Source organism: Nonomuraea maheshkhaliensis (assembly GCF_039529435.1).
GTDB classification, from domain to species: Bacteria; Actinomycetota; Actinomycetes; order Streptosporangiales; family Streptosporangiaceae; genus Nonomuraea; species Nonomuraea maheshkhaliensis.
The window spans coordinates 38,089-52,260 of the sequence record NZ_BAAAMU010000034.1 but is presented as its reverse complement, the minus strand read 5'-3'; the positions used below and the strand labels follow the sequence as shown (position 1 = coordinate 52,260).

Below are 14,172 nucleotides of genomic sequence, written 5' to 3'. Positions count from 1 at the left end.
CTGGCTCGCCGGTCACTGCACCTTCCCCTTCAAGACGTCGACGACCTTGGCCAGCGGCACCTCAGTCTGCTCGGCGGTGGCCAGGTCCTTCACTTGCACGGCCTCGGCCGCGAGGTCACGCTCGCCCAGGATCAGCGCGAACTCGGCGCCCGAGCGGCCGGCGCCCTTCATCGCGCCCTTGAGCCCCTTGCCGCCGAAAGCCATGTCGGCGCTGAGGCCCGCCTCGCGAAGCTCGTCCACGAGCAGGAACATGCGGCGGCGGGCGTCGTCACCCAGCGGGACACCGTACACCTGCACGCGCCTGTGCGTGGTGTCGTCGCCGAGCAGCCCCTCGGCCTCCATGGCCAGGAACGTGCGGTCGACGCCGAGCGCCCAGCCGACGCTGGGCAGCGCCGGCCCGTCGAGCATCTCGCTGAGGCCGTCGTAGCGGCCCCCGCCGCCCACCGCGGACTGCGAGCCCAGCCCGTCGTGGACGAACTCGAACGTGGTGCGCGTGTAGTAGTCGAGCCCGCGCACCAGCCGCGGATCGTCCACGAACGCGACGCCCGAGGCGGTCAGCAGGGCGCGGACCTCCTCGTGGTAGGCCCGGCAGTCGTCGCACAGGTGGTCGACGACCAGTGGCGCCCCTTCGAGCTGGGCCCGCACCTCCGGCCGGTTGTCGTCGAGCACCCGGAGCGGGTTGATCTCGATCCGGGCGCGGGTCTCCTCGTCGAGGTCGAGCCCGCGCAGGAAGTCCTGCAGGGCGGCGCGGTAGGCGGGCCGGCAGTTCTTGTCGCCGAGCGAGTTGAGCAGGAGCGTGACGTTCTTCAGCCCGAGCGAGGCGAAACCGCGCACCCCCAGCACGATCAGCTCGGCGTCGAGCGCCGGGTCCTCCGAGCCGAGCGCCTCGGCCCCGACCTGCCAGAAGTGCCGGTAGCGGCCGCGCTGGGCACGCTCGTAGCGGAACTGGCTGCCGGAATACCACAGCTTCACCGGGAGCTGGCCGGTGTGCAGGTTGTGCTGGAGCACGGCGCGCACGACCGAGGCGGTGCCCTCGGGACGCAGCGTCAGGGAGCGGCCCGCCTTGTCGGGGAAGGTGTACATCTCCTTGGAGACGATGTCCGTGGACTCGCCCACGCCCCTGGCGAACAGCTGGGTGTCCTCGAAGACGGGCGTCTCGATGTAGCCGTAGCCCGCCCGGCGCAGCGGCGCGGCCAGCGCCTCGCGTACGGCGAGCACCCGCTCGGAGCGGGGTGGCAGCCAGTCGAAGGTGCCCTTCGGTGCTTGGAAGCTCATTAGATCCCTCGTGTGGGACCGGCGTGCGGCGCTGCTTCCTTGAGGTAGGCGTTGGTCGCGCGCTCGCGGCCGATCGTGGTCTGTGGTCCGTGGCCCGGCAGGACGACCGTATCGTCAGGCAGCGGCAGACACTTGGCAGCCAGGCTGCGCAGAATCGTCGGATAGTCGCCGCCGGGAAGATCGGTGCGGCCGATGGAGCCGGCGAACAGCAGGTCGCCCGAGAACATGATCTCGTCATCGGGCAGCCGGAAGCTCACCGACCCCCTGGTATGGCCCGGGGTGTGGTCGACCACGAGCTCCAGCCCCGCGAGCGGCAGCACGGCGCCGTCGGACAGCTCGCGCACGTCGTCGGGCTCGCTCAGCGTCAGCCCGCCGAACAGCGACGCGCTGGTCTCCGACCAGCCGGCGGCGGGATCGCTCAGCAGATGGCGGTCGTCGGGGTGGATCCACGCGGGCACGTCGCGCGCGCCGCACACGGGGGCCACGGACCAGACGTGGTCGAGATGACCATGGGTGAGCAGGACCGCGACGGGCTTGAGCCGGTGCTCGCGCAGCAGCTCCTCGACGCCTTCGGTCGCGTCCTGGCCCGGGTCGACGATCACGCACTCCTCGCCGGCGGCGGGCGCGACGACGTAACAATTGGTCTGGAAGGCCCCTGCGGGGAAGCCGGCGATGAGCATCTGCCTCAGGTGATCTCGTCGAAAAGCCAATGGGAATGTAACCGAAGGGTACCGGTGCGGGTCGCCGGGCTGCGAATCATTACCCGTTGGCCGATACGATTCGCCCACCTCAGTTGATTGACTATGGGAGGCAAAGCGGTGGCCACGGGGAAGGACCGGCAGAAGCAGCTGGCGCGCGAGCACTACGAGCGGCAGATGCAACGCCGCATCGAGCGCGAGCAGAAGGCCAAGCGCACGGCGATCATCGGCTCCACCGTGGGCGTGGTGATCGTGGTGGGCGGCATCGTGGCCGCGGTCGCGCTGCTCGGCGGCGGCGACACGGGCACGGAGGCGGCCGCCTCGCCCTCGGCCTCGCCCGCCGACACCGCCCAGGCGTCGGCGGCCACGGGGCCCAAGCCGTACGACGCGGCGACGGGCACGTGCGACTACGTCAAGGACGCGGGGGGCGGTCAGGTCAAGGACGTCGGCATGCCGCCGGCGAAGGTCAAGACCGAGCCCGCCACGAAGAAGATGACGTTCAAGACGAACCTGGGCGACATCGTGGTCGAGCTGAACAACGCCAAGGCTCCGTGCGCGACCAACTCGCTGGAGTTCCTGGCGAAGAAGAAGTACTACGACGGCAGCAAGTGCCACCGGCTCGGCAGCGACAAGTTCCCCATGCTGCAGTGCGGCGACCCGAGCGCCAAGGCCGACGGCAAGAGCCAGGACGGCTCCGGCGGCCCCGGCTACGTCATGGCCGAGGAGAACCTGACCGGCGCCCAGTACAAGCGCGGGGTGATGGCCATGGCCAAGACCTCCGCGCCGGGCAGCACGGGCAGCCAGTTCTTCCTCGTTTACGGCGACATCGGACTCACCCCGGATTACACGCCGGTGGGTACGATCACCAAGGGGCTCGACATCCTGGACAAGGTGAACAAAGCAGGCGTCATCGCCGACATGGGAGATGGGACCGGAGCACCGAAGCAAACCGTCGAAATCAAAGACGTGACAATCGCCGGCAAGAGCTGACGTAATACAAACTAGGGACGAAGTAGTCCCGAAGGGTCTGATGGATAGTGCGGGAGGACACGGTGAGCACCGACCCGTGGGGCCGGGTAGACGACGACGGCACCGTCTACGTGCGTACGGCTGAGGGAGAGCGGGCCGTCGGCTCCTGGCAGGCCGGTGAACCTGAAGAGGCACTGGCCTACTTCCATCGCAAGTACGACGAGCTGGCCGGCCAGGTGCAGCTCCTCGAGCAGCGCGTCAGGGGCACCGACCTGGCTCCGGCCCAGGCCGAGGCCAGCATCGGCAAGCTGCGCGAGGCCGTCGCCGACGCGCACGCCATCGGTGACCTGGCGGCGCTGACGGCCAGGCTCGACGGCCTGACGGAGCTGGTCGCCCAGCGCCGCGAGGAGGTCAAGGCCGCTCGCGAGCAGGCGCGGGTAGAGGCCAGGGGGGTCAAGGAGCGCATCGTCGCCGAGGCCGAGCGCATCGCGGAGGAGACCACCCACTGGAAGTCGGGTGGCGAGCGGCTGCGCGAGCTCGTCGAGGAGTGGAAGGCCGCCGATCGCATCGACCGGGTCACCGAGGCCGCGCTGTGGAAGCGGCTGTCGGCCGCGCGCACGGCGTTCGCCAAGCGGCGCAAGCAGTACTTCGCGGGGCTCGACGAGCAGCGCGAGGGCGTGCGGGCGGCCAAGGAGCGCATCGTCGCCGAGGCCGAGGCCATCGCCGGCTCGACCGACTGGGGCCAGACCGCGGCCGTCTACCGCGACCTGATGCAGCAGTGGAAGAACGCCGGGCGCGCCTCACGCGAGGCCGAGGACGAGCTGTGGGCCCGCTTCAAGGGCGCCCAGGACCAGTTCTTCCAGGCCCGTTCGGCGGTCTTCGCCGAGCGTGACGCCTCGCTGGCGGCCAACGCCGAGGTCAAGGAGGTGCTGCTGGCCGAGGCGGAGAAGATCCTGCCGGTCACCGACGTACGCACCGCCAGGGCCGCGCTGCGGCACATCCTGGAGCGGTGGGAGGCTGCCGGGCCGGTGCCGCGCGAGCAGCGCGACCGGCTGGAGGGCGGGCTGCGCAAGGTCGACGAGGCCGTGCGCAAGGCCGAGGACGCGGAGTGGAAGCGCTCCAACCCCGAGGCCAGGGCCCGCGCCCAGAGCACCGTCGACCAGCTGCGCACCTCGATCGAGCAGCTGGAGAAGCGGCTGGCCAAGGCGCAGGCGGCCGGGCGCGCCAAGGACGTCAAGGAGGCCGAGGAGGCCCTGACCGCCCGCCGTTCGTGGCTGGCGGAGGCCGAGCGCACGCTCACCGAGTTCAGTTAGTCCGGCGCGGGGCGGCGCACTCCCCTGCCCTCGCCCTCGCCGGATCACTCGGGCCTTTCTCCGCTTTCCCGCTGTTCACGGGCCTTTTACGGCCTTCCGGGGGCCGTCGCCGAATCGGGCGGCGAGCGACGGCTCCTGATCTAGGCTGTGCGGCATGGACCCCGTCGCCGCCGCGCGCGCCCTCGTCGAAGAGATGTTCCCCGGCGCCCTGTACGCCTTCGTCGGCGGCAGCGTGCTCACCGAGCGCCGCACCAGCACCTCCGATCTCGACATCGTGGTGGTGCTCGACGGCCTCGACCGCCCCTACCGCGAGGCGTTGCGCTGGCACGGATGGCCGGTCGAGCTGTTCGCGCACAGCGAGACGAGCCTCGCCGCCTACATCGAGCGGGGCTTCGAGTCGCGTCAGCCCACGCTGGCGCGCATCTGCGCCGAGGGCGCCGTGCTGACCGACAGGACCGGCGGGCGGGCCAGCGACCTGCAGAGCGTGCTGGGCGAGCGCGTCTCGGCCGGTCCCGGCGGGCAGAAGCCCGCTACGTGCTCTCCGACCTGCTCGACGACCTGGCCGGGGCGAGCGATCCCGGCGAGCTGGCGTTCATCGGCTGGGAGGTCGTGCAGGCCACCGCCAGGGCGGCGCTGAGCGTGGGCGGCAGGTGGCAGGGCAGCGGCAAGTGGCTGCTGCGCGAGCTGCGCGCGCACGATCCGGCACTGGCCGACGCGCTGCTTTCCGCTCACGACGATCCCGTACGGCTGACCGCCGTCGCCACGGATGTGCTCGAGCGGGCCGGAGGACGCCTCTGGGAGGGTTACCGGTCCCAGGGTGACCCCTTCCACCAGAGCCTGCGTCACGTCGCCGCAGGAGAGCTCTCGGGAGAGACGGCGCAGAGCTCCGGCATGCGCCGGCTGGCGGCCGTGAGCGGCGCCACCACCGGGTCGTCGCGGCTGTGGATGGGGCAGACCCACGTCGCGCCCTCCACCCGCTCCTCCGATCACCATCACGGGGCGTCGGAGACGGCGATCTACGTGGTCAGCGGGCGGCCGGCGTTCGTGTTCATGGAGGACGACGAGGAGGTGCGGATCGAGGCGGGGCCGGGCGACTACGTGTTCGTGCCGCCGTACGTGCCTCACCGCGAGGAGAACCCCGACCCTGCGCAGGAGGCGGTGGTGGTGATCTCCCGCAGCACCCAGGAGGCGATCGTGGTCAACCTCCCGGACCTGCGGCAACGCTGACCCCCGCCTCCGGCCCGCTCCTGGCGCGGCCTGACGCGCCCTGAACGCCGCCTGACGGGCTCTGAGCGCCGCCTGACAGGCTCAGAGCGGCGCCGCCCGCCGCCCATCGGCCGGGGGCTGATGGCGGCCGGCCGGGCGCGCGTGTCAGCCGCCGGCGCCGCTCACGCGGTAGACGTCGAAGACGCCCTGGATGCTGCGCACGGCCTTGAGCACGTGGCCCAGGTGCTTGGGGTCGCCCATCTCGAAGGTGAACTTGCTGATCGCCACCCGGTCGCGCGAGGTCGTCACCGACGCGCTCAGGATGTTGACGTGCTGGTCGGACAGCGTACGGGTGACGTCGGAGAGCAGGCGCGGCCGGTCGAGCGCCTCCACCTGGATGGCCACCAGGAACACGCTGTCGTCGCTCGGCGACCAGCTCACCTCCACCAGCCGGTCGGGCTGGGTCTTGAGCTGCTCGATGTTGGTGCAGTCGGCCCGGTGGACGGACACGCCGTGCCCCCGGGTGACGAAGCCGACGATGTCGTCGCCGGGCACCGGGGTGCAGCACTTCGACAGGCGCACCCAAACGTCGGCGTCGCCCGCCACCACCACGCCCGCGCCGCCACCGCCACGGGGGCGGCCGCGCAGCCGGGTCGGTAGCGAGGTCTCGGCGATGTCCTCCTCGGCGCTGTCGACGCCGCCGATCGAGGAGACGAGCTTCTGCACGACGGTCTGCGCCGCGACGTGCCCCTCGCCCACGGCCGCGTAAAGCGCGGACACGTCGGGGTAGCGCAGGTCGCGGGCCAGCGCCAGCAGCGCCTCGCCGGACATGAGCCGCTGCAGCGGCAGGCCCTGCTTGCGCATGGCCCGGCCGATGGCCTCCTTGCCCGCCTCGATCGCGGTCTCGCGGCGCTCCTTGGAGAACCACTGCCGGATCTTGTTACGGGCCCGGCCCGACTTGACGAACTTCAGCCAGTCGCGCGACGGCCCGGCGTCCGGCGACTTGGAGGTGAAGATCTCGACCGTGTCGCCGTTGCCGAGCCGCGACTCCAGCGGCACCAGCCGCCCGTTGACCCGGGCGCCGATGCAGCGGTGGCCCACCTCGGTGTGCACCGCGTACGCGAAGTCGACCGGCGTGGCCCCCTCGGGCAGGGCGATGACCGAGCCCTTCGGGGTGAACACGTAGACCTCGGAGACCGACAGGTCGAAGCGCAGCGACTCCAGGAACTCGCCCGGGTCGGAGGTCTCCTTCTGCCAGTCGAGGAGCTGGCGCAGCCAGGCCATGTCGCTGCCCGGCTTGACCTTGCCGGTGGGGCCGGGGGCGCCGACCTCCTCCTTGTACTTCCAGTGCGCGGCCACGCCGTATTCGGCCCTGTGGTGCATCGCGTGGGTGCGGATCTGCAGCTCCACCGGCTTGCCCTCGGGACCGATCACCGTCGTGTGCAGCGACTGGTACATGTTGAACTTGGGCATCGCGATGTAGTCCTTGAACCGGCCCGGCACCGGGTTCCACCTGGCGTGGATGGTGCCGAGCGCGGCGTAGCAGTCGCGCACGCTGTCGACCAGCACGCGGATGCCCACGAGGTCGTAGATGTCGTCGAACGCGACGTCTCTCGCGATCATCTTCTGGTAGACCGAGTAGTAGTGCTTCGGCCGGCCCTTGACCACGGCGCGGATCTTCGCCTCGCGCAGGTCGCCTGAGACCTTCTCGATGACCTCTTGCAGGAACAGGTCGCGGCGCGGCGCCCGCTCCGACACCATGCGCGCGATCTCGTCGTAGCGCTTGGGGTAGAGCATGGCGAACGCGAGGTCCTCCAGCTCCCACTTGATCGTGTTCATGCCCAGGCGGTGGGCCAGCGGGGCGAAGATCTCCAGCGTCTCGCGCGACTTCTGGTGGCGCTTGTGCTCCGGGAGGTAGCGCATGGTGCGCATGTTGTGCAGGCGGTCGGCCAGCTTGATGATCAGCACCCGGATGTCGCGCGACATCGCGACGACCATCTTGCGCACGGTCTCGGCCTGCGCCGCGTCGCCGAACTTCACCTTGTCGAGCTTGGTGACGCCGTCGACCAGGGACCCGATGGTGTCGCCGAAGTCGCCGCGCAGCTCGTCGAGGCTGTAGGCGGTGTCCTCGACCGTGTCGTGCAGCAGCGCCGCGCACAGCGTCTCGTCGTCGGTGCCGAGCTCGGCCAGGATCGTCGCCACGGCGAGCGGATGGGTGATGTAGGGGTCGCCGGACTTCCGTTTCTGGTCGCGGTGATGATAGGCGGCGACGTCGTAGGCGCGCTCGATCAGGCGCAGGTCGGCCTTGGGGTGGGTGGCGCGGACCGTACGGAACAGCGGCTCCAGCACCGGATTCATGGCCCCACCCCCGAACCGCCTGCGACGCACCGACGGAACGCCGGGCGCCTCGGCGTTGCCTGAGTCGGTCACGTCGGGCGCGACCACATCACGGGGCACACAGACTCCTCACGCAGTCACTCCTCACGTTCGAGTCCAGATCCCCCAGTGTATCCAGGTGACGAACCTGGGCCGCCTCGGGCCGGGCTCAGACGATCACGAGGGAGTGCAGGTCCACTCCCGTCAGCCGGTCACGGCCTTTCAGGAAGGCGAGCTCCATCAGCACGGCGAGGCCGGCGACCGTGGCTCCGGCCCTCTCCACGAGCTCGACGGCGGCCTTCGCGGTGCCTCCCGTGGCCAGCACGTCATCGACGATGAGCACCCGGTCGCCGGGCGTGAAGGCGTCACGGTGGACCTCGATGGTCGCGGAGCCGTACTCCAGATCGTAGGACTCTTCCAGGGTCGCGGCGGGCAGTTTCCCCTTCTTGCGCACCGGCACGAACCCGGCGCCCGCCCGGTAGGCCACCGGAGCGGCGAGGATGAACCCGCGGGCCTCGATCCCCACGATCTTGTCGACCTGGTGCAGCCCCGCCAGCTCGTCCACGACGGCCGCCATCGCGACCGGGTCGGCCAGCAGCGGGGTGATGTCCTTGAACATCACGCCCGGTTGGGGATAGTCGGGCACGTCCCTGATGCGGTCCAGGATCATCGCGCTCAGCTCGGTCATCGTCGTCCTTCGCCTCTCTCCACCGGCCCTGTGCCGGTCACATGCCGGTCACATGCCGGGCACCATGCCGGGCACCATGATGGTGCATTCCGGGCCCCACCCCGAACCCGAGCACCTCTCAGAACGCCCTGAGCGCCCGCGAGGGCCCCCGAAGGCGCGCCATGGACTCGAAGTCCCGCGGCGCGAGTGCCGGAGTACAGCGCGCCCGGTGAGGATCCGGGCCCCGTCCCTCGGCGCACCCGGCCTGGCGGACGAGCCACCCGGGCCCGCGGCTCGAACCGGCCGGGGACACGACGACGCCCTCACCCTTGCGCGGGGTGAGGGCGTCCTACGGGAGCTGCGGCTATCCCTTGGCTACGGCCGCGCTTTTGGAACTTTTGGACCCCTTGCCACCGCCGCTCGTGGAGGCGATCCTCCTGGCGATGGCCTGGTACTTCGGCTCGCGCTCCTTCAGCGTCACCAGCAGCGGCGTCGCCACGCACAGCGAGGAGTACGTACCGACGATCATGCCGACGAACAGGGCGAGCGACAGGTCCTTCAGCGTGCCCGCGCCGAGCAACGTGGTGCCGATGAACAGGATCGCCGCCACCGGCAGGATCGCGACCAGCGAGGTGTTCAGCGACCGGATCAGCGTGTGGTTGAGCGCGTTGTTGGCCGCCATCGAGTACGTCTGCTTGGACGTGTGTCCCAGCTTGGCCGTGACTTCCTTGATCATGTCGAACACCACGACCGCGTCGTAGAGCGAATAACCGAGGATGGTCAGGAAGCCCAGCAGCGTCGCGGGCGTGACCTCGAAGCCCGACCAAGCGTAGATGCCGGCCGTGATGACGAGGTCGTGGACGAGCGCGACGATGGCGGCCAGGGCCATCTTCGGCTCGAACGCCATCGACAGGTACAAGATGATCGCCAGCATGAACACGGCCAGACCGATCCAGGCCTTCTGCGAGACCTCACCACCCCAGGACGCGCCGATCGACTGGATGTCGACCTGGTCGGTGGGGACGCTGTAGTCCTTCGCGATGGCGGTCTGCACCTGGTTCATGGTGCCTTCCGACAGGGTCTCGGTGGTGACCCGCCAGCGGTCGCCGGCCGTCTGCACGATCGGCTGGTGCACGCCCTCCTCCTGGAAGGTCTCGCGCACCTGCTCGATGTTCGCGGTCGGCGCCTTGAAGGAGAAGACCGAGCCGCCCCTGAACTCGACGCCCAGGTTGAGCCCGTTGATCAGGATTCCGGCCAGCGAGACGGCCAGCAGCAGGCCGGAGAGGCTGTACCACAGCCTCCACTTGCCGACGAAGTCGACATCGATCTCGCCGCGGTAGAGGCGACGCCCCAGTCCCATCTCAGGCCTCCTGCGGAGTGGTCGTGCGGCCGGTCGAGCCCGCCTCGCTCATGCGCTCGGCGTCGAGCCCGGACAGCGGGTGCCCCTTGGCGAAGAACTTCACCTTGGCCAGCAGGGCGATGAACGGCTTGGTGAACAGGAACACCACCACGATGTCGATCAGCGTGGTCAGGCCCATCGCGAACGCGAACCCGGCCACACCGCCCACCGCCAGGAAGTACAGCACGATGGCGGCGATGAACATGACGGCGTCGGCGATCAGGATCGTGCGCCGGGCACGGACCCAGGCCACCTCGACGGCCGCCCTGAGCGTCCGCCTGCCCTCCTTCATCTCATCACGTATGCGTTCGAAGTACACGATGAAGGAGTCGGCGGTGATGCCGATCGAGACCACGAGGCCGATGATGTGCGGCAGCGAGAGCCGGAATCCGGCGTTGTGCCCGAGCACGACCACCGACGTGTACGTGATGATCGTGGCGACCACGAGGCTCAGCACCGCCACGATGCCCAGGCCCCGGTAGTAGAGCAGGCAGTAGACGACCACGAGCCCGAGGCCGATGAGGCCCGCGACCAGGCCGCCCTCAAGCTGGTCCTGGCCGAGCGTCGAGGAGACCGTGTCGATCGAGCTGCGGTTGAACTTCAGCGGCAGCGCGCCGTACTTGAGCTGGTCGGCCAGGGTGGTGGCGGTCGCCTGGTTGAAGCCGCCGGTGATCTCGGCCCGGCCGCCGGGGATCGGGCCCTGGATGACCGGCGCGGTGATGACGACGCCGTCGAGCACGACCGCGACCTGGTTGCGCGGCTCGGGCGAGTTGAACGCGGTGGTGGTGAGCTTGCCCCACTCGCCCGCGCCCTTGCTCTTGAAGTCGAGCTGGACGACCCACTCGGTGGTGCCCTGGCGGACGCCCGCGGAGGCGGTGTCGATGTCGGTGCCGACGACCTTGGCGACGTCGAGGACGTACTTGTAGGAGCCGTCGGCCTCACAGCCGGCGAACTGCTTGTTGGGGTCGTCCTGGACGCCCTGGCCGCGGTTCTTCGGGTCGGCGCAGTCGAGCTTGTTGAACTGCGCCAGCACCGCGGGGTCGATCCCGGAGGTGTCGATTCCGGCGGCGTTGGGGTCTTGCGGCGGCGGCGTGGCGGTCTGACCGGTCGGGCTGGCCGTCGGCTTGCTGTCCTGGCCCTTCTTGTCCTGCTTCTGCCCGTTCTGTGTGCCCGTCGGCTCGGCCGACGGCTGCGCGGAGCTCTGCGCGGACGGCTGGGCCGGGGGCGAGGTCGCGGGCGAAGGAGCGGTCAGAGCCGAAGACAGCGCCCTGCCTGTGGGCGAGGCGCTGGGTGTCGACGCGGACTGCGAGCTGGAGGGCTTCCTGGCCGGCTGCGAGCCCGTGGCCCCAGCGGATGGGCTGGCCGACGGGCTCGCGGAGGACGAGGCGCTCGGCGTCGGCGCGTTGGTGGCCAGTTCCTGCGGAACCTGAGTGGCCGCAACGGCGAGCACCTGACGGAAGCGCAGCTCCGCGGTGGTCGCGACCAGTTTGATGGCCTCGTTCTGACCCACGCCCGGAATGGAGATGATGATGTTGTCGCCGGACTTGGCGACCTCTGCGTCGGAGATCCCGGTGCCGTTGACCCGATCGCGAATGATGTTGACCGCGCGATCGAGGATCTCCTCGGGCGGCGACGCGTTGTTCAAGGTCACGGGCGACAGAGTCACCGTCGTACCGCCGGCGAGGTCGAGCCCCAGCTTGGGCGTGAACGCCTGCTGCAGGAACATCGTCCCGCCCAGGGCGAGGATGAGCGCCAGCAGCACCAGGAGCGTACGCCCCGGTCGGCTGTGGCGGCTGGTCGGTCGGGCCACTGGTCGTCGATTCTTTCAGATAGGGGTTTGTCGCAGAGCTTAGTCAGGACTGCTTGGTACTGGAGTCCTGGTCGCCGTTGCGCTCTACGGTGGCCTCGGACTCCTTCTTGCCCTCCTCGTCGAGCGCGCTCTCCTGCTCGACCGGCTCGTCATCGCCGGCCGGGGCGTCGCCAGGAGTGACGACGCGGCCGATGGCCGCCTTCACCCAACGGGTCTCGATCCCCGGCGCGACCTCGAGGATGACATCCTCATTGTCCACCGCGACGACGGTGGCGAACAGCCCGGTCGTGGTCATGACCCGCGCACCCGGAGTCAGCGAGTTCTGCATCTGGACCGCCTCTTGCTGCCGCTTGCGCTGAGGGCGGATCAGCAGGAAGTAGAACACCACCACCAGAAGAATCAGCGGCAGGATGCTTCCGAGTTGTCCCATGTCCATAAGGGGCGACCTTCCATTGTCGTACAAGAAGTTGACACCGGCCTCGCGCCGGAAATTCCGTGCGTTGCGTCGGGCCGCGCCGCTCAGCCCGTCAGCCTACACAGCCAGCCAAGCCACGGAGTGTAGGCGCTTGTTGCGAAACGCGGCAACGAGGCAGCGTTTCGGCGCGCGGGGAAGTTCCCAATTTGAAACGGTTGCAACCGTTCTGTAATCAGTCGAAAAGCGTAGCTCCGAACGCATCCGGCGGGGGTGTCATCCCGAGATGTGTCCAGGCCGCAGCGGTGGCCACCCGGCCGCGCGGCGTCCTGGCCAGCAGACCTTGCCGGACGAGGAACGGCTCGGCCACCACCTCGACCGTCTCCGGCTCCTCCCCCACGGCCACGGCCAGCGTCGACAGCCCTACCGGGCCGCCGCCGAACTTCCGCAGCAGCACGCCGAGCACCGCCCGGTCGAGCCGGTCGAGCCCTTCGGCGTCGACTTCGTACAGGTTGAGCGCCGCCGAGGCCACGTCGCGGTCGATGACGCCGTCCGCGCGCACGTCCGCGAAGTCGCGCACCCGGCGCAGCAGCCGGTTGGCGATGCGGGGCGTGCCGCGCGAACGCCTGGCGATCTCGTGGGCGGCCTCGTCGGGGAGCACGACGCCGAGCAGCTTGGCCGAGCGGCGCAGCACCTGCTCAAGTTCGGCCGCCTCGTAGAAGTCCATGTGGGCGGTGAAGCCGAAACGGTCGCGCAGCGGCGCCGGCAGCAGCCCGGCCCTGGTCGTGGCACCGACCAGCGTGAAGGGCGCGATCTCCAGCGGGATGGCGGTCGCCCCCGGGCCCTTGCCGACCACGATGTCGACCCGGAAGTCCTCCATGGCCAGGTAGAGCATCTCCTCGGCGGGCCTGGCCATCCGGTGGATCTCGTCGATGAACAGCACCTCGCCCTCGGTCAGCGTGGACAGGATCGCCGCGAGGTCTCCGGCCCGTTCGAGCGCGGGACCCGAGGTGATTCTCAGGGGCGCGTTCAGCTCGGCCGCGATGATCATGGCCAGCGTCGTCTTGCCCAGGCCCGGGGCGCCGCTCATGAGCACGTGGTCAGGCGGGCTCTCGCGGCGCAGGGCGCTTTCGAGCACGAGGGACAGTTGCTCGCGCACCCGGCCCTGGCCGATGAACTCACTCAGGCGCTTGGGGCGCAGCGCGGCCTCGATCTGCAACTCGTCGCCTCCGGCTGCGGGCGAAAGAATCTCCCTCTCAAAGTCCATCGCGCCCCACCCTCCCCTTCGGCTCGGACCGGCCCTCAGCCGCCACGACACCCAGCTCGGCAACCCGGCCGACCCGACCGAGGGCAGGCGTGACGCTGGAGTGGGGGGCGCGGTGGAAAGCGGTGCCCACGGAGGCTGTGTGGGCGCATGTGACTCGCCCGCTCGCGACTGGTCGCCGGGTGAAGGCGGCTCGCCCCGTGGAGACGGCTCGCCCGGTGCGAATGGCTTGTCCAGCTGCGACGACTCGCCCAGTGGCAGCGCCTTGCCTGGTGGAAGAAGCGGCTGGCCGGATGGCGCCGGCTCTCCCGGCAAAGGCGGCCAGCCCAATGGCGGTAACTCCCCCGGCGGGAACGGCTTGCCCGGTGAGGATGGCCAGTCCAGTAGCGGTGACTCGCCCGATGGGAACGGCTTGCGCAGTAGCGGCGACCTGCGCAGTGGCAGCGGTTCGCCGACTGTCGGTGACATGCCCGGTGGGGGCCGATCGCCGGGTCACGGTGACTCGTCTGCCGGAAATGGCACTCCCAGCGAGAGTGGCAGTGGCACTCCCAGCGAGGGTGGCTTGCCCGATGGCGCTGACCCGTCCAGCAGACGCGGCACGCCCACTAGCCGAGACCTGCCCGATGGCGCTGACTCGCCCGGTAGACGCGACACGCTCGCTGGCGGGGACCTGCCCGGGGGCGAGGACCTGCCCGGGGGCGAGGACCTGCCCGGGGGCGAGGACCTGGCCGGGGGCGAGGACCTGGCCGGGGGCGAGGACCTGGCCGGGGGCGAGGACCTGGC

At 70.1% G+C, this 14,172-nt stretch carries 12 protein-coding genes and 1 pseudogene; 5 read left to right on the top strand and 8 right to left on the bottom strand.

Going from position 1 to position 14,172, the window contains the following annotated elements; genetic code table 11:
* Positions 1 to 12 precede the first annotated feature (12 nt).
* Positions 13 to 1,275 (bottom strand): histidine--tRNA ligase, encoded by a 1,263-nt coding sequence (gene hisS, locus ABFX54_RS23460; RefSeq protein WP_346108034.1) that lies wholly within the window; start codon positions 1,273 to 1,275, stop codon positions 13 to 15.
* Positions 1,275 to 1,955, bottom strand: a complete 681-nt coding sequence (locus ABFX54_RS23455; RefSeq protein WP_346108032.1) for an MBL fold metallo-hydrolase — start codon at positions 1,953 to 1,955, stop codon at positions 1,275 to 1,277. Before ABFX54_RS23455 ends, hisS begins: the two co-directional genes overlap by 1 nt.
* Positions 1,956 to 2,093: 138 nt before the next feature.
* Between ABFX54_RS23455 and ABFX54_RS23450 the strand changes: the two genes are divergently transcribed.
* From ABFX54_RS23450 to ABFX54_RS23435, 4 genes are all read left to right on the top strand, one after another.
* Complete coding sequence (locus ABFX54_RS23450; RefSeq protein ID WP_346108031.1) at positions 2,094 to 2,963, top strand: peptidylprolyl isomerase; 870 nt, start codon at positions 2,094 to 2,096, stop codon at positions 2,961 to 2,963.
* A 62-nt stretch (positions 2,964 to 3,025) separates the two neighbouring features.
* Positions 3,026 to 4,255, top strand: a complete 1,230-nt coding sequence (locus tag ABFX54_RS23445) for a DUF349 domain-containing protein (RefSeq protein ID WP_346108029.1) — start codon at positions 3,026 to 3,028, stop codon at positions 4,253 to 4,255.
* A 154-nt stretch (positions 4,256 to 4,409) separates the two neighbouring features.
* Complete coding sequence (locus ABFX54_RS23440; RefSeq protein ID WP_346108028.1) at positions 4,410 to 4,892, top strand: nucleotidyltransferase domain-containing protein; 483 nt, start codon at positions 4,410 to 4,412, stop codon at positions 4,890 to 4,892.
* Positions 4,790 to 5,482 (top strand): cupin domain-containing protein, encoded by a 693-nt coding sequence (locus tag ABFX54_RS23435; RefSeq protein ID WP_346108027.1) that lies wholly within the window; start codon positions 4,790 to 4,792, stop codon positions 5,480 to 5,482. The genes ABFX54_RS23440 and ABFX54_RS23435 overlap by 103 nt, the downstream gene beginning before the upstream one ends.
* 144 nt (positions 5,483 to 5,626) lie before the next feature.
* Here ABFX54_RS23435 and ABFX54_RS23430 read toward each other — a convergent pair whose 3' ends face one another.
* From ABFX54_RS23430 to ruvB, 6 genes are all read right to left on the bottom strand, one after another.
* Positions 5,627 to 7,819 carry a RelA/SpoT family protein gene (locus tag ABFX54_RS23430; protein WP_346108096.1) on the bottom strand — a complete coding sequence of 731 codons (2,193 nt, stop codon included), beginning with the start codon at positions 7,817 to 7,819 and terminating at the stop codon, positions 5,627 to 5,629.
* Between the two features lie 187 nt (positions 7,820 to 8,006).
* The gene (locus ABFX54_RS23425) at positions 8,007 to 8,525 is read right to left on the bottom strand and encodes an adenine phosphoribosyltransferase (protein ID WP_346108025.1); all 519 of its coding nucleotides are present in this window, start codon (positions 8,523 to 8,525) and stop codon (positions 8,007 to 8,009) included.
* 343 nt (positions 8,526 to 8,868) lie between these two features.
* Positions 8,869 to 9,864 (bottom strand): protein translocase subunit SecF, encoded by a 996-nt coding sequence (secF, locus tag ABFX54_RS23420; RefSeq protein ID WP_346108024.1) that lies wholly within the window; start codon positions 9,862 to 9,864, stop codon positions 8,869 to 8,871.
* Between the two features lies 1 nt (position 9,865).
* On the bottom strand, positions 9,866 to 11,713 hold the full coding sequence (gene secD, locus ABFX54_RS23415) for a protein translocase subunit SecD (protein WP_346108022.1): 1,848 nt from the start codon (positions 11,711 to 11,713) through the stop codon (positions 9,866 to 9,868).
* A 43-nt stretch (positions 11,714 to 11,756) separates the two neighbouring features.
* Positions 11,757 to 12,143, bottom strand: coding sequence for a preprotein translocase subunit YajC (gene yajC / locus ABFX54_RS23410; protein WP_346108020.1), 387 nt, complete (start codon positions 12,141 to 12,143; stop codon positions 11,757 to 11,759).
* A 217-nt stretch (positions 12,144 to 12,360) separates the two neighbouring features.
* A complete protein-coding gene (ruvB, locus tag ABFX54_RS23405) occupies positions 12,361 to 13,392 on the bottom strand; it encodes a Holliday junction branch migration DNA helicase RuvB (protein WP_326639418.1) in 1,032 nt (343 codons plus the stop codon).
* 559 nt (positions 13,393 to 13,951) lie between these two features.
* Here ruvB and ABFX54_RS23400 point away from each other — a divergent pair.
* Positions 13,952 to 14,172: pseudogene (locus tag ABFX54_RS23400) on the top strand (hypothetical protein); the annotation flags it as partial.

Coding starts and splice junctions, on each gene's coding strand:
- ABFX54_RS23425 (WP_346108025.1), bottom strand. CDS start 8,525: ATGACCGAGCTGAGCGCGATGATCCTGGACCGCATCAGGGACGTGCCC.
- yajC (WP_346108020.1), bottom strand. CDS start 12,143: ATGGGACAACTCGGAAGCATCCTGCCGCTGATTCTTCTGGTGGTGGTG.
- hisS (WP_346108034.1), bottom strand. CDS start 1,275: ATGAGCTTCCAAGCACCGAAGGGCACCTTCGACTGGCTGCCACCCCGC.
- ABFX54_RS23430 (WP_346108096.1), bottom strand. CDS start 7,819: ATGAATCCGGTGCTGGAGCCGCTGTTCCGTACGGTCCGCGCCACCCAC.
- ABFX54_RS23440 (WP_346108028.1), top strand. CDS start 4,410: ATGGACCCCGTCGCCGCCGCGCGCGCCCTCGTCGAAGAGATGTTCCCC.
- ABFX54_RS23455 (WP_346108032.1), bottom strand. CDS start 1,955: ATGCTCATCGCCGGCTTCCCCGCAGGGGCCTTCCAGACCAATTGTTAC.
- secF (WP_346108024.1), bottom strand. CDS start 9,864: ATGGGACTGGGGCGTCGCCTCTACCGCGGCGAGATCGATGTCGACTTC.
- ruvB (WP_326639418.1), bottom strand. CDS start 13,392: ATGGACTTTGAGAGGGAGATTCTTTCGCCCGCAGCCGGAGGCGACGAG.